Source organism: Cellulomonas marina (assembly GCF_900111925.1).
GTDB lineage: Bacteria > Actinomycetota > Actinomycetes > Actinomycetales > Cellulomonadaceae > Cellulomonas > Cellulomonas marina.
Genome location: NZ_FOKA01000001.1, coordinates 141,611 through 164,259, shown reverse-complemented (window position 1 = coordinate 164,259; position 22,649 = coordinate 141,611). Strand labels below are relative to the sequence as shown.

General features: G+C 76.5%; 20 protein-coding genes and 1 pseudogene. 8 read left to right on the top strand and 13 right to left on the bottom strand.

Annotation, left to right across the window (positions count from 1 at the left end; genetic code table 11):
* Positions 1-2: 2 nt before the first annotated feature.
* Positions 3-1,697 carry a RecQ family ATP-dependent DNA helicase gene (locus BM048_RS00700; RefSeq protein ID WP_090029842.1) on the bottom strand — a complete coding sequence of 565 codons (1,695 nt, stop codon included), beginning with the start codon at positions 1,695-1,697 and terminating at the stop codon, positions 3-5.
* A 185-nt stretch (positions 1,698-1,882) separates the two neighbouring features.
* Between BM048_RS00700 and BM048_RS00695 the strand changes: the two genes are divergently transcribed.
* Entirely contained in the window at positions 1,883-2,383 is a 501-nt protein-coding gene (locus tag BM048_RS00695; protein ID WP_090029840.1) for a DUF427 domain-containing protein, read from the top strand.
* Between the two features lie 28 nt (positions 2,384-2,411).
* Here BM048_RS00695 and BM048_RS00690 read toward each other — a convergent pair whose 3' ends face one another.
* On the bottom strand, positions 2,412-4,487 hold the full coding sequence (locus tag BM048_RS00690) for a thioredoxin domain-containing protein (RefSeq protein WP_090029839.1): 2,076 nt from the start codon (positions 4,485-4,487) through the stop codon (positions 2,412-2,414).
* Between the two features lie 98 nt (positions 4,488-4,585).
* On the opposite strand from BM048_RS00690, the gene BM048_RS00685 reads away from it, so the two are divergent.
* Complete coding sequence (locus BM048_RS00685) at positions 4,586-5,620, top strand: GGDEF domain-containing protein (RefSeq protein WP_090029837.1); 1,035 nt, start codon at positions 4,586-4,588, stop codon at positions 5,618-5,620.
* Positions 5,621-5,648: 28 nt separating this feature from the next.
* Positions 5,649-6,278: a hypothetical protein gene (locus tag BM048_RS00680; RefSeq protein ID WP_308439487.1), complete on the top strand. Its 630-nt coding sequence runs from the start codon at positions 5,649-5,651 to the stop codon at positions 6,276-6,278.
* 81 nt (positions 6,279-6,359) lie between these two features.
* Here the strand turns inward: BM048_RS00680 and BM048_RS00675 are convergent.
* The 5 genes and pseudogenes from BM048_RS00675 to BM048_RS00655 all read right to left on the bottom strand — a co-directional run.
* A pseudogene (locus tag BM048_RS00675) lies at positions 6,360-7,361 on the bottom strand (cation:proton antiporter domain-containing protein); the annotation flags it as partial.
* Between the two features lie 233 nt (positions 7,362-7,594).
* On the bottom strand, positions 7,595-9,064 hold the full coding sequence (locus BM048_RS00670) for an alanine/glycine:cation symporter family protein (protein WP_090029834.1): 1,470 nt from the start codon (positions 9,062-9,064) through the stop codon (positions 7,595-7,597).
* 114 nt (positions 9,065-9,178) lie between these two features.
* A complete protein-coding gene (locus tag BM048_RS00665; protein ID WP_090029832.1) occupies positions 9,179-10,168 on the bottom strand; it encodes an SDR family oxidoreductase in 990 nt (329 codons plus the stop codon).
* Between the two features lie 67 nt (positions 10,169-10,235).
* Positions 10,236-11,870: a molybdopterin-dependent oxidoreductase gene (locus tag BM048_RS00660; protein WP_090029831.1), complete on the bottom strand. Its 1,635-nt coding sequence runs from the start codon at positions 11,868-11,870 to the stop codon at positions 10,236-10,238.
* A 78-nt stretch (positions 11,871-11,948) separates the two neighbouring features.
* On the bottom strand, positions 11,949-12,137 hold the full coding sequence (locus BM048_RS00655) for a hypothetical protein (RefSeq protein WP_090029829.1): 189 nt from the start codon (positions 12,135-12,137) through the stop codon (positions 11,949-11,951).
* A 69-nt stretch (positions 12,138-12,206) separates the two neighbouring features.
* Here BM048_RS00655 and BM048_RS00650 point away from each other — a divergent pair, with 69 nt between their 5' ends.
* Both BM048_RS00650 and BM048_RS00645 read left to right on the top strand, forming a co-directional pair.
* On the top strand, positions 12,207-12,629 hold the full coding sequence (locus BM048_RS00650) for a hypothetical protein (RefSeq protein ID WP_090029827.1): 423 nt from the start codon (positions 12,207-12,209) through the stop codon (positions 12,627-12,629).
* 349 nt (positions 12,630-12,978) lie between these two features.
* On the top strand, positions 12,979-13,500 hold the full coding sequence (locus BM048_RS00645) for an FBP domain-containing protein (protein ID WP_090029825.1): 522 nt from the start codon (positions 12,979-12,981) through the stop codon (positions 13,498-13,500).
* A gap of 112 nt (positions 13,501-13,612) precedes the next feature.
* Here the strand turns inward: BM048_RS00645 and BM048_RS00640 are convergent, their stop codons facing one another.
* The 3 genes from BM048_RS00640 to rlmC form a co-directional block, all read right to left on the bottom strand.
* Complete coding sequence (locus BM048_RS00640) at positions 13,613-14,449, bottom strand: PfkB family carbohydrate kinase (RefSeq protein ID WP_090029823.1); 837 nt, start codon at positions 14,447-14,449, stop codon at positions 13,613-13,615.
* A 15-nt stretch (positions 14,450-14,464) separates the two neighbouring features.
* Entirely contained in the window at positions 14,465-15,697 is a 1,233-nt protein-coding gene (locus BM048_RS00635) for a M20 metallopeptidase family protein (RefSeq protein WP_090029822.1), read from the bottom strand.
* 78 nt (positions 15,698-15,775) lie between these two features.
* Complete coding sequence (gene rlmC / locus BM048_RS00630; protein WP_090029820.1) at positions 15,776-16,909, bottom strand: 23S rRNA (uracil(747)-C(5))-methyltransferase RlmC; 1,134 nt, start codon at positions 16,907-16,909, stop codon at positions 15,776-15,778.
* A 55-nt stretch (positions 16,910-16,964) separates the two neighbouring features.
* Here rlmC and BM048_RS00625 point away from each other — a divergent pair, with 55 nt between their 5' ends.
* Both BM048_RS00625 and BM048_RS00620 read left to right on the top strand, forming a co-directional pair.
* On the top strand, positions 16,965-17,396 hold the full coding sequence (locus BM048_RS00625) for a VOC family protein (RefSeq protein ID WP_090029818.1): 432 nt from the start codon (positions 16,965-16,967) through the stop codon (positions 17,394-17,396).
* A 72-nt stretch (positions 17,397-17,468) separates the two neighbouring features.
* A complete protein-coding gene (locus BM048_RS00620) occupies positions 17,469-18,032 on the top strand; it encodes an SAM-dependent methyltransferase (protein WP_090029817.1) in 564 nt (187 codons plus the stop codon).
* On the opposite strand, the gene BM048_RS00615 is transcribed toward BM048_RS00620, so the two are convergent.
* Both BM048_RS00615 and BM048_RS00610 read right to left on the bottom strand, forming a co-directional pair.
* The gene (locus BM048_RS00615; protein ID WP_239078698.1) at positions 17,986-19,062 is read right to left on the bottom strand and encodes a spore photoproduct lyase family protein; all 1,077 of its coding nucleotides are present in this window, start codon (positions 19,060-19,062) and stop codon (positions 17,986-17,988) included. The genes BM048_RS00620 and BM048_RS00615 overlap by 47 nt on opposite strands.
* A gap of 91 nt (positions 19,063-19,153) precedes the next feature.
* On the bottom strand, positions 19,154-19,948 hold the full coding sequence (locus tag BM048_RS00610; protein ID WP_090029813.1) for an SDR family NAD(P)-dependent oxidoreductase: 795 nt from the start codon (positions 19,946-19,948) through the stop codon (positions 19,154-19,156).
* A gap of 180 nt (positions 19,949-20,128) precedes the next feature.
* Between BM048_RS00610 and BM048_RS00605 the strand changes: the two genes are divergently transcribed.
* Positions 20,129-22,054 carry an alpha-amylase family protein gene (locus tag BM048_RS00605; protein WP_373308401.1) on the top strand — a complete coding sequence of 642 codons (1,926 nt, stop codon included), beginning with the start codon at positions 20,129-20,131 and terminating at the stop codon, positions 22,052-22,054.
* Here the strand turns inward: BM048_RS00605 and BM048_RS18560 are convergent.
* Entirely contained in the window at positions 21,996-22,547 is a 552-nt protein-coding gene (locus BM048_RS18560) for a hypothetical protein (RefSeq protein WP_139224257.1), read from the bottom strand. The two genes, BM048_RS00605 and BM048_RS18560, sit on opposite strands and share 59 nt — an antisense overlap.
* Positions 22,548-22,649 lie beyond the last annotated feature (102 nt).

Genomic DNA, 22,649 nt, shown 5'->3' with positions numbered 1-22,649 from the left:
GCTCAGGCGACCCGCAGGACCCCCGAGTCGAGGGCCAGGCGCGTGTCGAGCGTGACGTACCCGTGCTCGTCGAACAGGACCGTCATGCGGTCCTCCTCGACGACGGTCACCGAGCCCGTGCCGAACTCGTCGTGCTCCACCTGCTGCCCCGGGTGCACCCGGGCGTCCTCCGTGACCTCCACCGAGGTCCCCCGGTCGCAGGAGTCGCAGCGGCCGCAGGGGTGCGGGTGCTCCTCGCCCAGCAGCTCGAGCAGCAGGCGCCGGCGGCAGTCCGTCGTATCGGTGTAGGTGCGCACGAGCTCGACCCGCGAGCGCTCCAGCTCCGCGGCGCGCTCGTGGTGCTCGGCGACCGCCCGCAGCACCGCCTCGACCCCGCGCTCGTCCGTGCGCACGTAGCCGGCGCCCTCCGCCCGCGCCGCGTCGACCTGGAGCAGCACCGTCAGCGCCCGCCCCGCCGTGCGGTCGGTGAGACCCGACGCCTCCACAAGCGCCGGCCGGTCGACCGGCTCCGCGTCCGCGGCCGGCAGCGCCTTCAGCACCGCGCGCAGCGTCGCGGGCTTCGGCCCGGCCCCGCCGCGCAGGTAGTGGTTGAGCCCGTAGTCGTCGGGCCGGTGCACGACGATCGCCCGGGCCGGCTCCTCGTCGCGCCCCGCCCGGCCGACCTCCTGGTAGTAGGCGTCCAGCGACGGCGGCGGCCCGGCGTGCACGACCCAGCGGACGTCGAGCCGGTCGACCCCCATGCCGAATGCGCTCGTCGCGACGACGAGGTCCGCGTCGCCGCCGAGGAAGGCGTCCTGGACCTCCGAGCGCCGCTTCGCGGACAACCCCGCGTGGTAGACGAGCGCCGGCCGCCCCTCGCGCTCGAGCACCTCCGCCAGCGCCTCGACGTGCGAGCGGGTGCGGGCGTAGACGATGCCCGCACCCTGCGACGCCAGCACCTCCTCCACGACGGCGCGGTCGCGGTCGTCGGCCTCGGCGGTCGGCCGGGCGCCGAGCCAGATGTTGGGGCGGTCCGCGTCGTGCACGAGCACGTACGGGTCGGACATGCCCAGGCGCTCGCTGATCTCCTCGCGCACGCGCGGCGACGCGGTCGCCGTCAGCGCCAGCACCCGCGGCGACCCCATGCGCTGCACCGCCGGCGCGAGCAGCAGGTAGTCCGGCCGGAAGTCGTGCCCCCACTCCGACAGGCAGTGCGCCTCGTCGACGACGACGAGGCCCACGTCGGCGCCCTCGAGCACCTCGAGGACCCGTTCCTTCTGGAGCTGCTCGGGTGCCAGGAGCACGACGTCCAGCTCGCCCGCCGCCGCCGCGGCCAGCGCGTCCTTCTGCTGGCGCGGGGTGAGCGCCGAGCTGACCGAGGCCGCCCGCAGCCCCGCCTCCTCCAGCGCCCGGACCTGGTCGCGCTGCAGGGCCACCAGCGGGGACACCACGACGGTCAGCCGTCCCGCGACGAGGGTCGCGACCGCGTAGACCGCCGTCTTGCCCGCGCCCGACCGGGCGACCAGGAGCGTGTCGCGGTCCGCGATCGACGCGAGGGCGTCCTCCTGGGCGTCCCGCAGGTGCGCGTCCGGCCCGAGGACCTGCGCGACGGCGGAGGCCACGTCGTGGCGCGCGCCGCGGGAGGCGGCCGGCGGGACGGCGTGGTCCGTGACGTCCGGGGCGTCGGTCACCTCGGACGCAGGGGTCGGCGGGGTCATGGCTCTCCTGACGGTGCCCGACGGCGGCGGGGCCGGCGGCACGACCGGACCACCCGGGACGGCGGTGGGGGGCTCCGCCGTTCTCTGGGCGGTCGACCGACGCTACGACGGCGCTCCCGGGGGCGCACGGGCAGCCTCGGACGCACGCTCAGCGGCCCGGGTCGGGCAGGGGCTACGGTGCGCGCGTGCCCGCACCCGTCACGCCCGACCCCGTCCGCCCCGGCCAGGAGTCCGTCTGGGACTACCCCCGCCCGCCGCGCGTCGAGGAGTGCCGCCGCCCGCTGACGGTCGAGCTCGGCGGCGTCGTCGTCGCGCGCACGGACCGGTCGTGGCGCGTGCTGGAGACCGGCCACCCGCCGACGTACTACCTGCCCGTCGGGGCGTTCGTGCCCGGCGCGCTGCGCGACGCCCCCGGCTCGTCCGTGTGCGAGTGGAAGGGCCGCGCGCGCTACCACGACGTGGTCGGCGGCGGGCTCGTCGCCGAGCGGGCCGCCTGGTCCTACCCCGAGACCAGCCCCGGCTTCGAGGTGATCGCGGGCGCGGTGGCGGTGATGGCCGGGCAGGTCGACCGCTGCACCGTCGACGGCGAGACCGTCGTGCCGCAGCCAGGAGGGTTCTACGGCGGGTGGATCACCGCGGACGTCGTCGGGCCGTTCAAGGGCGTGCCGGGCTCCTGGGGCTGGTGACCGCGGCCACCGCGGCGCCCGACGGCTGTCAGCGCGCGAGCTGCGCGGTCAGCTCGGCCGGATCCGTCGTGGGGCGGTCGCAGACGAAGCCCCGGCACACGTAGGCGGCGGGCCGGCCGTCCAGGAGCGGCCGGTCGGCGAGCAGCGGGACGGCGGGCGCCGCGTCGGCGCCGTCGCCGCCGTCCCCCCACGCCAGCACGACACCCGGCGCCCGCGCGGCCCGTGCCGCGGCGAGCAGCGCGCGCGTGGCGGGGTCGTCGGGCGGACCGACGACGGCCACCTCGCGCGGCCCGTCGACGAGCGCCTCCGTCACCGCCAGCGCCCAACCGGCCGCGCGCGGGTGGCGCTCGGCCAGCAGCAGCGGCTCGACGAGGGCCCGCTCGGCGGCGACCCGGTGGGCCGTGGACCCCGTCAGCGCGGCCAGGGTCAGCAGCGCCCCGGCCGCGGCCGCCTGCCCGGACGGCGTCGGCCCGTCGACGACCTCGCGCGGTCGGCGGATCGTCGCCAGCACCGGGTCGGTCGCGTCGTCGCCCGTGTCGTGGAAGCCGCCCGCGCCGTCGGCGAACCGGGTGAGCACCGCGTCGAGCAGGTCGCCCGCCGCGCCCACCCACCGCGCCTCCCCGGTGGCCGCGTGCAGCGCCAGCAGGCCCTCGGCCAGGTCGGCGTAGTCCTCGAGCACCCCCGGCGCACCGCCGACGACCCCGTCCCGCGACGCACGGGTCAGGCGCACGCCGCGCCCGTCGTCGCCGGTCGTCACGTGCAGCCGCAGCAGCAGGTCCGCCGCCGCCCGCGCCGCGTCCACCCAGTCCGGGCGCCCGAGCAGCGCCCCCGCGTCCGCCAGCCCGGCGACCGCGAGCCCGTTCCAGGCGGCGACGACCTTGTCGTCCCGGGCCGGGCGCGCCCGGCCGGCCCGCACCTCCAGCAGGCGCGCCCGCACCCGGTCCCAGCGCGCGGCGTCGTCGGGCCCGGCGGGCTCGTCGGGCAGCTGGAGCACCGAGGCCCCGTGCTCGAACGTCCCCTCCGCCGTCACGACGAGCAGGTCCGCCGCCCACGCCGCGTCCGTCTCGCCCAGCGCCGCGACGAGTTCGGCGCGCGACCAGGCGTAGAAGGCCCCCTCGTGCGGGTGGCCGTCGGGCCCGGGGCTGTCCGCGTCGAGCGACGCCGCGAACCCGCCCTCGGGCGTGCGCAGCTCGGCCAGCAGGAAGTCGGCGGTCCGCTCGACCGTCCGCCGCCACAGCGGGTCCCCCGTCAGCCGCCACGCGTCCGCGTACACGCGCAGCAGGAGCGCGTTGTCGGACAGCATCTTCTCGAAGTGCGGCACCACCCAGGCGGCGTCGACGGAGTACCGCGCGAAGCCGCCGCCGAGCTGGTCGTGGATCCCCCCGCGCGCCATGGCCCGCAGCGTCCCCTCCGCCAGCCGCAGCGCCTCGTCGTCGCCGGTGCGGCCGTGGTGTCGCAGCAGCCATGCGAGCAGCATCGCCGGCGGGAACTTCGGCGCCCCGCCGAACCCGCCGTGCGCCTCGTCGTACGTGCGGGCGGTGTCACCGACGAGAGGCGCCAACCCCTCGGGCGCCAGCGCGGTCCCCGGCGGCACGACGAGCGGCTCCGGCGCGGCGAGGGCGTCCCGCACGCGCCCGGCCTGCGCGACGACGTCGTCGCGCCGCTCCGCCCAGGTGGCCGCGACGGCCGCGAGCACCTGCGGGAAGGACGCCATGCCCTGCACGGGCACCGGCGGCAGGTAGGTGCCGCACCAGAAGGGCACCCCGTCGGGCGTGGTGAGCACCGTCATGGGCCACCCGCCCTGGCCCGTCATCGCCTGCGTGGCGCTCATGTACACCGCGTCGACGTCCGGCCGCTCCTCGCGGTCGACCTTGACGTTGACGAAGTGCTCGTTCATGAAGGCCGCGGTCCGCCCGTCCTCGAACGACTCGTGCGCCATGACGTGGCACCAGTGGCAGGCGGCGTACCCGACGGAGACGAGGACCGGCACGTCGCGTCGCCGCGCCTCGGCGAAGGCCTCGTCGCCCCACTCCCACCAGTCGACCGGGTTGTCGGCGTGCTGCAGCAGGTACGGGCTGGTGCTCGCGGCCAGGCGGTTGGGCATGCCCCCAGCGTCACCCGGTCGGAGGACGGGGGCGACCGGACGCGGGTGACGTCGGGCGGTCCCGTGCACCTGCGGCCGGGTCCGCCGATAGGACCGGCATGGGCATGGCGGCGGCCTGGGGGCCGGGGTGGACGACGTTCTGGCGACGCCACACCCGGATGGGCGTGGCCCTGACGTTCCTCGTCGCCGCCGGCGTCGGCCTGCGCTCGCTCGCCCGGCCCGAGACGGTCGACGCCGCCCAGCTCGCGGTGCTGGTGGTCGTCCCCGCCGCCACGTGCCTGGTGCTGCTCGTGCCCGTCGACCGGCTCGTGCAGCACCCCCGCGGCTGGGCCTTCTTCGTGTCCTGGGAGGTGGCCGGGATGCTGCTCGTCGGCTGGCTGGTGTGGCGGGACGGGGGGCTGGCCAGCCCGCTCGTGCTGTTCTGGTACGTGCTGCTCACGCACGCCGTCTCGGCGTACCCGCCCGTCTGGACCGCGCTGGCCGGGGCGCCCGTGCTGGCGGTGCACGCCGCGCTGCTCATCGGCGCGTCCCCCGCCGGACGGCTGCACGGGCTGGAGCACCTCCTGGCCGCGGCGGGGGCGGTCGGGGTGGCGGTGTGGGCCTCGCGCAACCGCTACGCCTACCTGCGCCGCGTGGCCGACCAGGCGCAGCGCGACGACCTGACGGGCTGCGCGAACCGCCGCACGTTCCACGAGCGGCTCGCCGTCGAGCAGGGACGCACCGACCCGGACCGTCCGCTGGGGGTCGTCCTGCTGGACCTCGACCACTTCAAGGCGGTCAACGACGGTCACGGCCACGCCGCCGGCGACGCCGTGCTGATGACCGTCGGGCGCACGCTCGGGCGGGTCGCCGCCGACGACGGCGGGCCGTCGGGACGCGTGGCCGGGCGGCTCGGCGGTGACGAGTTCGGGCTCGTCCTGCCCGGTGCGGACGCAGGCGCCACCGCCCGGACCGCGGAGGCGCTGGCCGCCGCCCTGGCGGACGCCCTGGCGCCCACGGGGGTGACCGCGAGCATCGGCACGGCGACGGCCCGCACGCCGGCCGAGGCGACCCGGCTGCTCGCCGACGCCGATGCGGCCCTGTACCGCGCCAAGCACGCCGGGCGGAACCGGGTCGTCCCGCACGGCGCCTGACGCCGGGACCCGCCGCTACCCTGTGCCGGTGCTCGAGGTCATCGGCTGGCTGGGGACCGTCCTCGTCGTGGCGTCCCTGACGGTCGCGGGCGTGTGGCGGTTCCGCGTGATGAACCTCGTGGGCGCGGTCCTGGCCACGGCGTACAACGCGGCGATCGGCGTCTGGCCCGTCGTCGCGATGAACGGGGCGATCGCGCTCATCGACGTCTACTGGCTCGTGCGGCTGCAGCGGGAGCGGCACGACGCCGCCGCGTACGAGGTCCTCGACGTGGACGCCGACGACGCCTGGCTCGGCCACCTCCTGCGCGTGCACGGCGACGACGTGCGCCGGTTCCACCCCGGCGTGGACCTCGCCCCGGCCCCGGGGCGCTCGGCCCACCTCGTCGTGCGCGGCGACGAGACCGTCGGCGTCGTGCTGGTCCGCGACGTCGGGGGCGGCACCGGCCTCATCGAGGTCGACTACGTGACGCCGCGCTTCCGCGACTTCACCCCGGGCGAGTTCGTGTACCGGCGGTCGGGGCTGTTCGTCGAGCGCGGGCTCCGGCGGCTCGAGGTGCACGCCGTCCCGCACGCGGGCACCACGTACCTCGAGCGCATGGGCTTCCGCCCCACCGGCACCGGCGGCTGGGAGCGGCCCGTGGAGCCCGTCGCCGCCTGAGGCCGCCCGAGCGCCGGACGCGCGGTCACACCGGCGTCGTCGCGACCTCCTCCGGCCCGCCGACCCCCGACCTCGCCCGGGCGATCCCACGCCTCGCACGCCGAAGAACGCCACCACCCCGCGCTCCCGGTGTCCGGTCCGGCCCCGGGCGAGCCCGGCGAGCCCGGCGAGCCCGGCGAGGGGCCGCACCAGGAGCAGGACCACCGCCGCGAACAGCGGCTCCCGCCACGTGATGCCGGCGAGGACCCCGCGGGCCAGCGCTCCGCCGAGCAGCAGCAGGACCGCGACGGTGAGCAGCCGCTCGACCTGCTCGACGAAGGTGTGCAGCACCCGGTGGTACTCGTGCCCGCGCTCCGCCGCCCGCAGGGTCACCGCCGCGACGAAGACCGCCACGAACCCGTACCCCTCCACCAGCTCGACGAGCCCGTAGGTGAGGAAGGTGGCGGCGAGCGCCACGAACCCCTGAGCGTGCTCGGTCAGCTGCGTCCGCTCGCCGAACGAGGAGAAGAACAGCCGGCCGAGCAGCCAGCCGACGACGAGACCGCCGACGACCTCGGCGGACAGGCGCCACAGCACGTCGACCAGCACCCAGTCCGCCAGCCAGCCGCCGGGCGCGACGCCCGCGAGGCTGACGGCGATCGCGGCGTACGTGAACGGGAAGGCGAGGCCGTCGTTGAGGCCGGCCTCGGAGGTCAGCGCGAAGCGGGCCTCGTCGTCGACCACACCCGGTTCGTCGACCGGTTCGCTCACCTGCACCTCGGTGGCGAGCACGGGGTCGGTCGGCGCGAGCGCGGCCGCCAGGAGCACGGCGGCGGCGGCACCGAGCCCCAGCAGGGTCCCACCCAGCAGCCCGACGGCGAGCATCGTCAGCGGCATGGTCACGCCGAGGAGCCGCCACGTCGAGCCCCAGCCGCGCAGGGTGGGCCGCCGGTTGATCGCGAGCCCCGCGCCCATGAGCGAGACGATCACGCACACCCCCGTGAGGTGGAGGGCGACCTGCGGGTGCGCCAGGGGGTCGGGGTCCGGCAGCCCGGGGAGGAGGGCGAACACCAGGGCCCCCGCCGCGACGATCACCGTGGGCATGGACAACGGCCGCCCGCGCAGCGCACGTGGCAGCACGGCGGCGGCCAGCGTCGCCGCGCCCGCGGCGGCGAAGACCGCGGAGGGGCTCTCGAGGTCGATCACGGGCGCACGCTGGACGGGCGGTCCCGCGCCCGCCGGTCCAACCGGGTGCGGAGCACGGGGAGGCCCACAGCAACCCGGCGCACGCGTCCGCGCGGTCACGGGTGACGCCCCCGCGCACCACGGGGGCGCCGTCAGGAGGTGGGCAGGTGCTGGCGCTCGGGCGAGCCGGCGCCCGCGGGGGCCGCCCAGACGCCGTCCGGCAGCTCGCGCGGCAGGTCGAGGTTGGCGTCCGTGCGGAACACGGGGTCCAGGCCCGCCCGGCGCTGGCGCTCGAAGTCGCGCAGCGCCCCCAGCGCCCACGGGGCCAGCAGCACGAGGGCGACGAGGTTCACCAGCGCCATCAGGCCCATGGCCACGTCCGCCAGCGCCCACACGGCCACGAGGTCCGCCACCGCCCCGAACCCGACGCAGGCGACCACGACGACCCGGAACACGGTGAGCACCGCCGGCCGCGCCCGCAGGAAGCCCATGTTCACCTCGGCGTAGGAGTAGTTGCCGAGCACCGAGGAGAACGCGAAGACGAACACGAGCACCGTCATGACCGGCGTGAACACCGACCCGAGCTGGTCCACGACGGCGGCCTGCGTGAGCGAGGCCCCCTCGGTGGTCTCCCCCGGCACGTACACGCCCGACCCGGCGAACAGGATGATGAAGGCGGTCGCGGAGCACACGACGATCGTGTCGACGAACACCCCGAGCGACTGGATGAGGCCCTGCTTGACGGGGTGGGTGGTGGTCGCCGTCGCGGCGGCGTTGGGCGCGCTGCCCATGCCGGCCTCGTTGGAGAACAGGCCGCGCCGGGCGCCGTTGAGCAGCGCGGCCGCCACGCCCCCGGTGATGCCCGCGGCCGCCTCGCCCACCCCGAACGCGGACTGCACGATCGTGCCGAGCACGCTGCCCACCGCCGTGACGTTCATGGCGATGATGACGAGGGCGAGCAGGACGTAGGCCAGGGCCATCGCGGGCAGGAGGACCTCGGCGACGCGGGCGATGCGTCGGACCCCGCCGAAGACCACGGGCGCGGTCAGCACCATGAGCCCCAGCGCGGACAGCGCGGGTGCCACCCCGTGCCCGCCGTCCAGCACGTCGGCGATCGTGTTGGCCTGGACCATGTTGAACGCGATGCCGAAGGTGAAGATGAGCAGGACCGCGAAGAGGATGCCGCCGCGCCGGGAGCGCAGCCCGCGCTCGATGTAGAAGGCCGGCCCGCCGCGGAAGCTGCCGTCGCCGGCCGGCACCTTGAAGATCTGCGCCAGCGTCGCCTCCACCAGCGCCGTCGCCATGCCGACGAGCGCCACGACCCACATCCAGAAGATGGCGCCCGGTCCGCCCAGCGTCAGCGCGATCGCCACCCCGGCGATGTTGCCCGTCCCCACGCGGGAGGCGAGCCCGACGCAGAAGGCCTGGAACGACGAGATGCCGTCGGCGGAGCCGGACCGCGACGAGGCGACCTCCCGCATCATCGTGCCGAACATGCGCACCTGCACGAACCGCGTCCGCACGCCGAGGTAGAGCCCGACGCCCAGCAGCACGTACACGAGCACGTACGTCCACAGGACGGTCGAGACCGGGTCGATCAGGGTCTGCTGGATCCAGTCCATGCCGTCCTCCGGGGGGCTGTGCCGGCCTGCGTGTTCGCACAGTGTTCACCTAGGAGGGGGACGGGGGCACGCCGGGGCGGCGGGCGGCGCCCGGCGTGCCTCGACCCGGCGCGCTCAGCCGACGCGGAACCGCTCGACGAGCTCGTCCATGAGCCGGTCGTGGTGCGGGTCGACCGTGCGACGGGAGGCGTCCTCGTCGTGCCACGCGACGATCTCCCGCGCCCCCTGCTCGAAGGGGATCGTCGCGACGTAGTCCGGCACGAGCGAGCGGACCTTGCTGTTGTCGAACACGCTCGAGTGCGTCTTGTCGCCCAGGAGCGAGGCGCCCCACTGCTCGTCGACCGCGGCGATGGCGTCGGACGGCACGTGCACGATCCGCGCCTCGGACCCCGCGGCCCGCGCCAGCGCCTGCGCGATCTGGTCCCAGGTGAGCACGTCGTCGGAGGTGAGGTGGAAGGCCTCGCCGATCGTCCTCGGGTGCCCCAGCAGCGGCACGAAGCCCTTCGCGAAGTCCTCGTGGTGCGTCAGCGTCCACAGGCTCGACCCGTCGCCGTGCACGACGACCTCCTTGCCGGCGCGCATCCGCTCGACGAACGTCCAGCCCGCGTCGAAGGGCACGGACGTGCGGTCGTAGGTGTGGGAGGGCCGCACGATCGTCACCGGTGCCCCGCGATCACGGTAGGCGGCGACGAGCAGGTCCTCGCACGCGATCTTGTCCCGGCTGTACTGCCAGTGCGGGTTGCGCAGCGGCGTCGACTCCAGGATCGGCAGCCGCGCGGCGGGCGTCTGGTACGCCGACGCCGAGCTGATGAACACGTACTGGCCGGTCCGGTGCTCGAACAGGTCGAGCCCCGTGCGGACGTGCTCGGGGGTGAAGGCGACCCAGTCGACGACCGCGTCGAACTCGCGGTCGCCGAGCGCCGCGCGGACGGACCCGGGGTCGCGGACGTCGGCGACGAGCTGCTCCACCCCCTCGGGCACGGGCCGCCGGCCGGTGCCGCGGTTGAGGAGCGTCAGCTCGATCCCCCGCTCCACGGCGAGACGGGTGCTGGCGGAGCTGATGGTGCCGCTCCCGCCGACGAACAGGACGCGCAGTGCCGACACGGGTGGTCTCCCTCGGTGCAGTGGTGCCGGACGCCCGGCCGGGCACCCGCGCGCGACCACCCTCGTCTCACGCGACGCGGACCGCCACCTCGTGCCAGCCCGTGGCGCCGTCGGGCACCGCGCCGACCCGGTCCCCGGTCTGCGGCCCGTCCGGGTCGGAGGCGCGGACCCGCAGGAGGTGGTCGCCCGGGGCGGCGTGCCACGCGAAGGACCACTGGCGCCACGTGTCGACGGAGATCTCGCCCGCGAGGGTGGCCGGCTGCCACGGCCCGTCGTCCACCTGCACCTCGACGCCCGTGATGCCGCGGTGCTGCGCCCAGGCCGTGCCGCCGACGGCGACCGTCCCGGCCGGCAGCGTCGCCCCCTGCCGCGGCACCTCGATCCGCGAGGCCGTCTTGACCGGCCCGCGCTCGGACCAGCCGCGCTGGGTCCAGTAGGCGGAGCGCTCCGCGAACCGCGTCACCTCGAGGTCGACGACCCACTTCGTCGCGGAGACGTACCCGTACAGCCCCGGCACGACCATGCGCACCGGGAAGCCGTGCGCCGGCGGCAGGGGCTCGCCGTTCATCCCGACGGCCAGGAGGGCGTCGCGGTCGTCGGTCAGCGCCTCGAGCGGCGTCGACGCGGTGAACCCGTCGGAGCTGGTGGACAGGACCATGTCGGCGCCCGGCAGCGGCCGCGCGCGGGCCAGCACCTCGCGGACCGGCAGCCCGAGCCAGCGCGCGTTGCCGGCCAGGTCCCCGCCGACCGTGTTCGACACGCAGGTCAGCGTCACCCACGCCTCGACGAGCTCGGAGGCCAGCAGCTCGTCCCACGTGAGCCGCACCTCCTGCTCGACGAGCCCGTGCACCCGCAGCTCCCACCCGGCGGGGTCGACGTCGGGCACGACGAAGGCGGTGTCGATCCGGTAGAAGGTCTCGTTCGGCGTCACGACCGGGACCACCCCGTCGACCGGTGCCGCCGCCTCCGGCGGCAGCGCGACCGCGGCCTGGGCCGGGGCAGGGAGGCGGACGAGGGCCCGCGCCGCGGCCGCCCCGCCGCGGGCGGCTCCCGCCCCCACGCCGCCCAGGGCGGTGATCGCCGCGAGCCCGCCGACGACGAGCGCGCCGCCGAGGAACGACCGCCGGTCGACGCCCCCGGCACCCGGGCGGCCCGCGGAGGTCCGCCCGGTGGTGCCTGCGGGTGCCGCCGCGCGCGGGGCGAGCCGGCCCAGCGCCACGACACCCGCCGCCGCGCCGAGCAGCGCGGGCAGCGGCGCCAGCGGCCCGGCGTCCGCCCGCGTCGCGGCGGCCACCGCGCCCACGGCCCCGAGGGCGACGACGGCGAGGGTCCCGAGCCGCGGGCGCCGCACGGCGACGACCCCGACCAGCGCGGCGAGCACCGCCAGGACCAGCACCGCGCCGACGAGGAGTGCCGTCTTGTCGTGCACCCCGAACACCGCGATGGCGACGTCCTTCAGCCAGGCGGGGGTCAGGTCGATGAAGGCGTCGCCGACCGCGGACAGGGGCGCCGACGACGCGTCGGTCAGCCCGGCGAGGAGCTGCGCGACCCCGAGGGTCAGCGCCGCCGCGAGCACGCCCGCCAGCGCACCGCGCCACCGCTCGGCGCGGGACGGGTCCGCGGCGCGCCGTCCCCGGTCCGCGCCGGGACCGGCCGGCGGCGGCGACGCCGGGCCCCGGCGCTCGGGGAGGTCGTCGGCCACCCCCCGAGCGTGGACCACGCACGGGCGTCCGTCACCTGCCGGCGCGGGTCCCCCGGGTGGGAGGGCGCGGGCTACCTCTCAGGAGGGTCGCGCCACCCGCGGCGACGGCACGGCCGCCGCCCGCTCGGCGAGCCGGGAGCGCAGCCGGCTGGCCGGGGTCACGCGGTAGCGGGCCCGCAGCGCGTCGACGTCGAGGACCGGGGGCTCGGCGGGGAGCGGGAGGGCACGCGCCGGCTCGGCCGGACGGGTGACGGTGGGGGTCGTCATGCCCCCGCCATCGGCGGTCGTCGGTGCCGGTCCGAGGTCACGGCGGGGTGATCTCCATCACCCGCTCGGGTGGTCTTCCGCGTCCCACCCGTCCGGCGGGCGCGCGGCTCCGGACGATCGTGCGACGGGCCCGACCCCCCGAGGCCCCTCCCCGACGCCGACGCGGACGGCGACGGCCTCATCTCGCTGGAGGAGGCCGCGCCGTACTACGGCCCGATCGACGTCTCGCTGACGACCACCGGCGACACGAGCCCTGCCAGCGGCCTGGCCCTCGAGCGCTTCCCCGTCGCGGACGCGAACGGCGTCATCGACTACCACCGCACGGTGACGGTCCCCAAGGACGTCTCGAAGCGGCTCGGCGAGCTGCACCTGGTCCTGCACGGCGCCGACGTCGACGGCGACGGCACCTCGCAGACCACCCTCATGGAGGCGGTCCTCCCCGTCGCCTGCGGCGAGATCGACCGCGCCCAGGGCGGCGGCCACCGACACTGACGGCACCGGTGCCCGGTGACCGGCCCCGCTCGGGCTTCCCGCCGAGCACGGGCGGGGCCGTCCTGCGCCGCGGGGAAAGGGCTGGACGGCACGCGCCAGGTCTGCCTACGGTCGGGCGTCGCGGCGGTGCCCCGGAGGTCACGGCCGCGCGACGGACGCAGCACGAGGAGCGAGCATGACGGGTGGACCCGCGGGGGGCGAGGTGGCCGTGACGGCCTGCTCGGGCGACCCCGGCAGCCGCGCCCGTCGTCGTCCCCGTCGCACGCACCGCCCCTGAGGGCGTCGCCCCGGCGACGACGGCGGTGCGGACCGACCTGTCCGTCCACCCACCGCCGCCGGAGGCTCCCCCGTGCATGCCCTCACCGAGCAGCAGGTCCGCGCCTGCTTCGTCAACGCCAGCCGTCGCGAGGCGGCGAGCGCCACCCTGCCCGACCTGACGGCCCAGCGCTGGGACGCCCTGGACCTGCTGGGCTGGCGGGACCGGAAGGCGCCGCTGCTCGCCTACGTCGTCGTGCCCGTGGACGACGAGCCCGTCGGCGTCCTGCTGCGGGCCGCCGACCCCGGCACGGGCCGGGCCCGCCGCCGCGGTGTGTGCGCCTGGTGCGCCGACGTCGTGGCGACGGAGGACGTGTCGCTCTACGTCGCGAGGCGGGCCGGCGCCCCGGGCCGCCGCGGCGACACCGTCGGGACGCTCGTGTGCACCGACCTCGCGTGCTCGCGGCACGTGCGGCGCACGCCGCTGCTGTCCGAGGTCGGCACCGCCTCCGGGCCGGAGCTGCCCGCCGCGCGGACGGCCGTCGTCGCCCGCCGCACCGCCGGGCTGCGCGAGCGGTCCGCCCGGTTCGTCGAGGAGGTCCGCCGCACGGCGTGAGGGGACCTCAGCCCGGCGCGCGCCTCTCGAGCGCGCGCCGGACGACCTCCGCCGTCGCCCGCCCGCCCCGGGCGCCCGGCGCGCCGACCGCGACAGCCCCGGCGACGAGCCCTCAGGCGACCGCGCCGTCGAGGTCCTCGCCCGCGGCCAGCCCCGCCGCCAGCGCCCCGACGAACGCGTCGCCCGCCCCGGTGGTGTCGACGACCTGCGCCGCGGGCACGGGTGCCGCCCGCCGGACGCCCCCCGAGGACGCGACGACGGCGCCGGCGGCACCCGCCGTGACGACGACCGCGGCGCCGGTGCGCCGGCACAGGCGCTCGGCCCGGTCCGCGGCCTCGCGCCCGGACGGGTCGAGGAGGGCCGCCTCGCGCTCGTTGAGCACGAGCACGGCCGGCGCGGCGGCGGCGAGGTCGACGTCGACGACCGGCGCGAGGTTGAGGACGAGCAGCGCGCCGGCGTCGGCGGCGCAGCGGCCCGCCTCCTCCACCGCGGCCGGCGGCACCTCGCCCTGCGCCACCACGACGTCCCCGGGGGCGAGCGCGCCCAGCGACGCCCGCACGTGCGCGGCGCCCAGCGACGCGTTGGCCCCCGCAACCACGACGATGCGGTTCTCGCCGTCGTCGTCGAGGGTGATGAGCGCCAGGCCGGTCGTCGACCCGACCCGCTGCACGCAGGACGTGTCGACACCCTCGTCGACGAGCCCCGCGAGCAGGCGCGTGCCCGCGTCGTCCCGGCCGACCGCGCCGACCATGACCGTCCGGGCGCCGGCGCGCGCGGCCGCCACCGCCTGGTTCCCGCCCTTGCCCCCGGCGCCCCGTGCCACGTCCCGGCCGAGGACCGTCTCCCCGGGCCCGGGCGCCCGGTGCGTGGTCACGGTGAGGTCCTCGTTGAGCGACCCGACCACCCGCACGACGCCGCCGCCGCCACCGTCCACCGGTGCTCCCCGCACGGGCCGCCCTCCGCCCTACCCCTGGGCCAGGCGGTCGAGGGCGAGGCCGGCCAGCACCGCGGCCGAGACGGGCAGCGCGGAGTCGTCGAAGCGGGCCTGCGGCGCGTGGTTGTAGGGCGCGGTCGCCGGGTCGAGGCCGGGAGCGGTGGCGCCGACGAACGCGAACACGCCCGGGACCTGCTCGAGCACGTAGGAGAAGTCCTCCGAGCCCGAGACGGGGTGCGGGGCCCGGGCGAAGGGCTGCTCGCCCAGCGCGGCGGCGACCCGCTCGAGCCGGTCGACCTCCGCGGCGTCGTTCACCGTCACCGGGTAGCCGCGCCGGTAGTCGACGTCGGCGGTGAGGCCGTGCGCGAGCGCGACGTGCTCGACGACGCGCGTCAGCCGCTCGGCGACGACGGCGCGGTGGTGCGGGGAGAACGTCCGGACGGTGGCCTCGAGGTGCGCCTGCGCGGGGATGACGTTGTCGGTGGTCCCGGCGGCGATGCGCCCGACGGAGACGACGACCGGGTCGTGCGCGTCGAACTGCCGGGTCACCGCGGTCTGCAGCGCCAGCACGATCTCGGCGGCGACCGTCACGGGGTCGGCGGCCCGGTGCGGCGCCGAGCCGTGCCCGCCGCGGCCCTGCACGGTCACGACCATCTCGTCGGCCGCCGCCATGGCGGTCCCCGCCCGGGCGGTGACGACCTGCAGCGGCACCATCGACGCGACGACGTGCACGGCGTAGGCGGCCACCACCCGCTCGCCGGCCGCGTCGAGCACGCCCTCCTCGAGCATGACGCGCGCGCCGTGCGGCCCCTCCTCCCCCGGCTGGAACATGAGGACCACGGAGCCCGGGAGCTCCTCGTGCCGTTCCGCCAGCAGCCGTGCGGCGCCCAGGAGCCCGGCGACGTGCAGGTCGTGCCCGCAGGCGTGCATCGCGCCCGGGTGCTCGCTGGTGAACGGCTCGCCCGTGTCCTCGGTGACGGGCAGGGCGTCCATGTCCCCGCGCAGCAGGACCGCCGGGCCCGGGCGGCCGCCGCGCAGCACGGCGACGACGGAGGACAGCGCCGTGCCGGTGGTCACCTCGAGGGTCGCGCCCGTCGCCGCGCGCAGCTCGTCGAGCGCGGCCAGCACGCGCGCCTGGGTGAGCGGCAGGTCGAGCCCGATCTCCGGGATGCGGTGCAGGTCGTGCCGCAGCGCCGCCAAATCCGGCAGCAGGGCCTCCGCCCGGGCGCGCAGGTCGGTGTCGGGGACGAGGGCGTCGCTCACGGGGGTCCTCACGGTGGTGCGGTCGGTGCGTGCCGACGCTACCCCGCGGCCCCGGCCGTCAGAGCCGCCGGGCGCTGCTCAGCGCCGCTGCAGCAGGACGAGGACCTCGTCGTGGTGGGTCTGCGGGAACATGTCGAGCAGCCGCGCCCGGGTGGGCCGCAGGGACGGCATGGCCTCGAGGTCGCGGGCCAGCGAGACGACGTTGCAGCTCGAGTAGACGACCGTGCCGACGCCCGACCGCTCGAGCCAGCCTGCCAGCGCGTCGCCGATCCCGCGCCGCGGCGGGTTGACGACGACGAGGTCCGGCACGTCCGTGGCCGCGAGCGCGAAGGCCGTCGCGTCGCCCGCGAGGAACCGCGCCCGGTCCAGGCCCCGCTCGGCCGCGCTGGTCCGCGCGCTGGCGACGGCCTCGGCGCTCACCTCGATGCCGGTGACCTCGCGGCGCCCGTCCGGCGGGCCCGCGACGTGGAGCGCGAAACCGCCCACGCCGCAGTACAGGTCCCACACGGTGGCGGGCGCGGCCTCGTCGACCCACGCCGCCGCCTGCCGGTACAGAGCGGCGGCCACGGCGGTGTTCGTCTGGAAGAAGCTCTGCGGCCGCAGGTGCAGCGTCACGTCGTCCAGCCGCATGCGCAGCGTGGCCTGCGGCGTGAGGACGACCTCCTCGTCCCCCTCGACGACCGCCCGGTGCTCGGGCAGCAGGTTCACGGACACCACCCGCAGCTCCGGCAGCTCGTCGAGCAGCCACGGCAGGTGCTTGCGCACGCGCGGCAGCGCCTCGGTGGACCGCAGCACGAACCGGACCATGAGCTCGCCGTCCGGGGAGACCGTCGCCAGCACGTTCTTCAGCTCCCCGCGGCGGGCGGGCACGTCGTAGGGCGTGAGGCCGGCGCGGGAGACGAACGAGGCCAGCACGGGGAACGCCGCCGACAGCCCCTCGGGGTAGAGCCCGCAGCCCTGCAGGTCCACGCCGCGGCCGGCGTCGTCGAGGATCCCCAGCGTCGGCGCCGCCACCGTGCCGCCGACGACCATCTTGGCCTTCGTGCGGAAGCCGGACTCCCGCCCGGCGACCGGCGGCAGCCACGTCAGGCCGGTGTGGTGGGCGAGGAGCTGCCGCGCGCGCTGCTCCTTGCCGGCCAGCTGCACGGCGTAGGGCTGCTCGATGAGCGTGCAGGAGCGGCACCGACCCGCGTCGTAGTAGTCGCACCGCACCGCACGAGGCTACGGTGCGACGAGGGCGTGGACGGCACCGGCGAGGGGGACGGCGATGGACACGACGACGACGGGCACGACCGGCACGACCGGCACGACGACGCAGCCCCCGCGGCCCCGGACCGTCACGTGGTGGGAGCTGCCCGTCGACGACCTGGACCGGGCGCAGGCGTTCTACGGGCCCGTGCTGGGCTGGACGTTCTCCCCCTTCGGCGACGAGGCCGGCGACTACCTCGGCGTCTCCTCCGGGGGCGAGCTCGTCGGCGCGGTGTTCCGCGCCCCGGACGCGCCGCGGGAGGTCGGCGTGCGCGTGTACGTGCTGGTCGACGACCTCGAGGCCGTCCTCGCCGCGACCGTCGAGCACGGCGGCACGGTGAAGGTGCCGCGCTCGGAGGTCGGCGGGGACATGGGCTGGTGGGCGGAGGTCCTGGACCCCGACGGCCGCTGGCTCGGTCTCTGCACCGACGACGCCCCGAGCGCCGCCTGACCGCCCCGCCACCACGTCGGCGACGGCGCACGTCGGCATCGCACACCCCGCCGGACGACGAGGACTGCACCCGTGCCCGACCGTCCCCCCGCCCGCGTCCGCGGGGCCGTCGACCTGCTGGCGCCGGCCCTCGTCGAGCGCCCTCACGCCCGCGTCCTCGAGGTCGGATGCGGCGTCGGGCACGGCCTGGCCCTGCTGTGCGCACTCCTGCCCGACGGCCACGTCACCGGGCTGGACCGCTCGTCGAGCGCCCTGGCCCACGCCGAGCGCCGCCTGGCCCGGCCCCTCGACGAAGGCCGCGCCGACCTGCAGCACCGCGACCTGACGGCCTTCCGCCCGGACCGCCCCTACGACGCCGTCCTGGCGGTCGACGTCAACGCCTTCTGGACGGACCAAGCCGGTCCGGCCGCGCCGGCCGTGCGCGACCTCCTGGCCCCCGGCGGCGTCGTGCTGCTGGCGTTCTCGTCGCCGGCCGGGGCGCCCGACGAGCGCAGCGCCGACGCGGTGGCCGCCGCCGCCGAAGCGCTCCTGCGGACCGGGCTCGACGTCACCACGGGGACGGGCGACGCCATCGGCTGGGTGCGCGGCGTCAGAACGCGTAGCGCACCCGGCAGGACGGCAGCCGCTCGGCGATGAGATCGGTCAGCGCGGTGACGTACCGGCCCTTCTGCCCGGTGCGGTACCGGACGTTGAGGCCGCCGGTCTCCGAGCGCTTGGGCTGCTGCAGGTCGGGGCGCCACAGCACCTCCTCGGCCTTCGGGTGCCAGCCGAGGTTGACCTCGTGGAGCCGGTCGTTGTGCGTGAGCATGATGACCTCGCACGCGAGCTGCGCCTTGGCCCTCGCGCCGATGCCCGCCTCCACCTGGTCGAGGAGCTCCGCCCACTGCTCGAGCCAGCCGTCCTCGACGATGACGGGGCTGAAGTTGAGGTGGACCTCGTACCCGGCCTCGACGAAGTCGTCGATCGCCGCGATGCGGTCGGCGATGCGCGACGTGCGCACGTCGACGAGGCGCGCCATGCGGTCGGGCATGAGCGAGAAGCGGATACGCGTGCGGCCCTGCGGGTCCCAGTCGAGCAGGTCGCGGTTGACGTGCTTCGTCGCGAACGACGCCTTCGCCGTCGGCAGGCCGCGGAACAGCTCGACGAGGTCGCGCACGTTGTCGCTGACGGTCGCGTCGACCGAGCAGTCGCTGCTCTCGCCGATGTCGTAGACCCAGGCGTGCGGGTCGCACTGGTTGGGCTCGGTCTTGACGCCCTGCCGGCCGACGTGCCGGGCCAGGTACCCGGAGATCTTGTCGATGTTGGCGAACACCGTGATCGGGTTGGAGTAGCCCTTGCGGCGCGGGACGTAGCAGTACGCGCAGGCCATGGCGCAGCCGTTGGCCGTCGAGGGCGCCACGAAGTCCGACGAGCGCCCGTTGGGGCGGGCGGTCAGCGACTTCTTCACGCCGAGCACGAGCGCCTCGGTCTTGATGCGCACCCAGCGGTCGACGTTGCCCTCGTCGCCGTGCAGCTCGGGGATGTTCCAGTGCGAGGCGACCTCGACGCGCTCGGCGTCGGGCCAGCGGGCGAGCACCTCCTGACCGCGCGGGAGGGCGGCGGCCTCGGGCTCGAGGTAGATCTTGCGGACGTCGAGGAGGGGGCGGACGGGACGCGTGGCGGGCACGTCCTCCTCAACGTCGGGGCGCCCCCCGGGCGTCCCCCGGGGACCCCCGCGACCACGTGAGGTGGACCACATCAACCAGTCGCGCCGCAGGTCAGGGCAGGATCGCGTCGACGTAGCCGCCGTCCACGCGCAGGGCCCCGCCCGTCGTCGCGGACGCCTGCTCCGAGGCCAGGTACACGACCATGTGCGCGATCTCCGCCGGCCGGATGAGCCGCCGGACGAGGCTGGCCGGCCGGTGCTCGGCCATGAACCGCGGCTCGACCTCCTCCCACGGCAGGTCCTGCCCGACGAGGCTGCGGGCGAAGTCCTCGACGCCGCCGGTCAGCGTCGGTCCGGCCACCACGGTGTTCACGGTGACGCCCGTCCCCGCGACCGCCTTGGCGTACCCGCGCGAGACCCCCAGCAGCGCCGTCTTCGTGACGCCGTAGTGCACCATCTCGGTCGGGATGACGACGGCGGAGTCGCTCGCGACGAACTGCACGCGCCCCCACCCCCGCTCGACCATGCCGGGCAGGTACGACCGGGTGAGCCGGACGCCCGAGAGCACGTTGACCTCGAAGAACCGGCGCCACTCGTCGTCGTCGACCTCCAGCACCGGCCGCGCCTCGAAGATGCCGAGGTTGTTGACGAGCACGTCGACGTGCGGGACGGCCGCCAGCACCTGCGCCGCGCCCTCGGCCGTCGCCACGTCCGCCGCGACCCCCTGCAGCGTCGCGTCCGGCAGCGCCGCCCGGAGCCCGGCCAGCGCCTCGTCGACGCGCTCCTGGCTGCGCCCGTTGATCACGGTCGTCGCCCCGGCCCGCGCCAGGCCCTCGGCGATCGCGAGACCGATGCCCTGCGTGGAGCCCGTCACGAGCGCCGTCCTGCCGGTGAGGTCGATGTGCATGGTCCTCATCCTGGCCTCGACGCGCCGACCCGTCGCGACCGCAGAGGCGCGGCCGTCCCGTCGGCCCTCCTGGCGCGCCACGGCCGAGCCCCTAGGGTGGCGCTCGTGAGTGCGACGACGCCCGCCACCGGTGCCGGACCGGACCTGCCCGACGTCCAGCCCGACGTCCTGCCCGCCCCGCTGGTCGCGGCCGCGGCCGCCGCGCGCCGGGCCGGCACGTCCGACGAGGTGTGGGCCGCGTTCGAGGCGCGCGTCGCGCGCGAGCTGCCGCGCCTCGTCGACCTCTTCCACCATGTGTACGGCGAGGGCCCCCGTGTCGACGAGGAGCTCGCCCTCCTCGTCGGGCAGCTGGCGACGAGCTGGCAGGGCCGGTCCGAGCCCCTGCGCACGCTGGACGCGCAGCGCGAGGCCGACCCGGAGTGGTTCTCCTCCGAGCGGGCGCTGGGCGGGGTGCTCTACGTCGACCGCTGGGCGGGGTCGCTGGCCGCGCTGCGCGAGCGGATCGGCTACCTGCGCGAGCTCGGCCTGACGTACCTGCACCTCATGCCGTTGTTCGCGGCGCCGGAGGGCAACTCCGACGGCGGGTACGCGGTGTCGAGCTACCGGGACGTCGACCCGCGCATCGGGACGATGGACGAGCTCGCGGCGCTGGCCGCCGAGCTGCGGGAGAACGGCATCGCGCTCGTCGTCGACTTCATCTTCAACCACACCTCCGACGAGCACGTGTGGGCGCAGCGGGCGCTGGCCGGCGACCCCGAGCACCGCGACTTCTACTGGGTCTTCCCGGACCGGACCATGCCGGACGCGTACGAGCGCACGGTCCGCGAGATCTTCCCCGACAACCACCCGGGGTCGTTCGTCCCGTTCCCCGACGGCCCGCCCGGACCCGACGGCCGGCCGACGTCCACGGGGTCCTGGGTCTGGGCGACGTTCCACGACTTCCAGTGGGACCTCAACTACGGCAACCCGGCCGTCTTCCGCGCGATGGCCGGCGAGATGCTGTTCCTGGCCAACCAGGGCGTCGACGTGCTCCGCATGGACGCCGTGGCGTTCATCTGGAAGCGGCTCGGCACGTCCTGCGAGTCGCTGCCGGAGGCGCACCTGCTGCTGCAGGCGTTCAACGCGGTGTGCCGCATCGCCGCGCCGGCCGTGGTCTTCAAGTCCGAGGCGATCGTCCACCCGGACGAGGTGATCGGGTACATCTCCCCCGGCGAGTGCCAGATCTCCTACAACCCGCTCCAGATGGCGCTCATCTGGAGCTCGCTGGCCACCCGCGACGGGCGCCTGCTGGCGCAGGCGCTGGAGCGCCGGCACGCCCTGCCGCCGGGCACCGCGTGGGTGAACTACGTCCGCAGCCACGACGACATCGGCTGGACCTTCGCCGACGAGGACGCCGCCGAGCTCGGCATCGACGCCGCCGCGCACCGGCGCTTCCTCAACGCCTTCTTCGTCGACCGGTTCCCCGGGTCGTTCGCGCGCGGCGTGCCCTTCCAGGACAACCCGCGCACCGGCGACTGCCGCATCTCCGGCACCACCGCGTCGCTCGCCGGCCTCGAGGCGGGCGACGCCGGGGCCGTCGACCGCATCCTGCTCGCGCACGCCGTCGTGCTGTCGACGGGCGGCCTGCCGCTGCTCTTCCTCGGCGACGAGGTCGGCCAGCTCAACGACTACGCCGCGCTGGAGGAGCCGGGTCACGCGGAGGACAGCCGCTGGGTGAACCGGCCCCGCTACCCCGCGCAGCGCTACGCCGAGCGCGAGGACCCGACCACCGACGCCGGCCGCGTCTTCGCCGGCCTGCGGCTGCTCCTCGAGACGCGTCGGCGCACGCCGGAGCTCGCCGGCAACAGGCTCGTGCCCTTCGACGCGCACGACCCCGCGCTCGTCGCCTACCAGCGGCCCGGGTGGGACGAGCGCGGCGCGACGACCGTGCTCGTCGTCGTCAACGTGGCCGACGAGCCGCGGGCGGTCGCCCCCACGACCCTGTCGGGCCTGCCCGACGATGCCGAGGACCTGCTCGACGGCGGGACGCGGTCCTTGGCCCGCGGCCTCACGCTCCCCGCGCACGGGGTGGTGTGGCTGCGCCTGGCGCACGACTGCCTCGGCTGAACCGCCGGACCCGTCCCCAGGTCCCGCCGGCGCGGGCCCGCAGCGCGAGCAGCCCGGTGACGGACGCCGGCACGGCCATGACCGCCTGCAGCACGGAGGGCCCGACCACCGGCACCTGCACGACGAGCTCGACGACGAGCAGCCCCGCCGCCACGAACACCGCGGCCGGCGTGCGGGGGTCGCGCCGCGCCGCGAGCACCGCCGCCGCGCCCGACGGCACCGCCACGCTCGCGGCGAGCCACAGGCCCGGCAGCACCCACGAGTGCAGCCCGAGCGGTGCGAGGAGCGCCACGTCCGGCGTCCCGACCCCGGCGACGAGCGCCGCCGCCCCGCCGGCCGCGGTCAGCGCGACGAGACCGTCGACGACGACGAACGTCCGTCGGTGCTCGGGACCGCGCTCCACGACCCGCGGGCCGCGCGGCACCGCGTCGTCGGCGGACGACGCCGCGGGTCCCGTCGACCACGGCGTGCCCGGCGGCCGGTGCTGCCTCATCGCCCTCACCCCCTCGGCCCAGCCCACCGCTCCCCGCGCACGGGCACCAGGGACCTCCGTCCCTGGTGCCCGACGACCGCTCCGGCGGACACGCCGGTGCCC

What these genes read in the sequence shown, in the direction of transcription:
- BM048_RS00700 (WP_090029842.1), bottom strand. Translation starts at nt 1,697, where the DNA reads ATGACCCCGCCGACCCCTGCGTCCGAGGTGACCGACGCCCCGGACGTC.
- BM048_RS00690 (WP_090029839.1), bottom strand. Translation starts at nt 4,487, where the DNA reads ATGCCCAACCGCCTGGCCGCGAGCACCAGCCCGTACCTGCTGCAGCAC.
- BM048_RS00685 (WP_090029837.1), top strand. Translation starts at nt 4,586, where the DNA reads ATGGGCATGGCGGCGGCCTGGGGGCCGGGGTGGACGACGTTCTGGCGA.
- BM048_RS00670 (WP_090029834.1), bottom strand. Translation starts at nt 9,064, where the DNA reads ATGGACTGGATCCAGCAGACCCTGATCGACCCGGTCTCGACCGTCCTG.
- BM048_RS00655 (WP_090029829.1), bottom strand. Translation starts at nt 12,137, where the DNA reads ATGACGACCCCCACCGTCACCCGTCCGGCCGAGCCGGCGCGTGCCCTC.
- BM048_RS00625 (WP_090029818.1), top strand. Translation starts at nt 16,965, where the DNA reads ATGGACACGACGACGACGGGCACGACCGGCACGACCGGCACGACGACG.
- BM048_RS00610 (WP_090029813.1), bottom strand. Translation starts at nt 19,948, where the DNA reads ATGCACATCGACCTCACCGGCAGGACGGCGCTCGTGACGGGCTCCACG.
- BM048_RS18560 (WP_139224257.1), bottom strand. Translation starts at nt 22,547, where the DNA reads ATGAGGCAGCACCGGCCGCCGGGCACGCCGTGGTCGACGGGACCCGCG.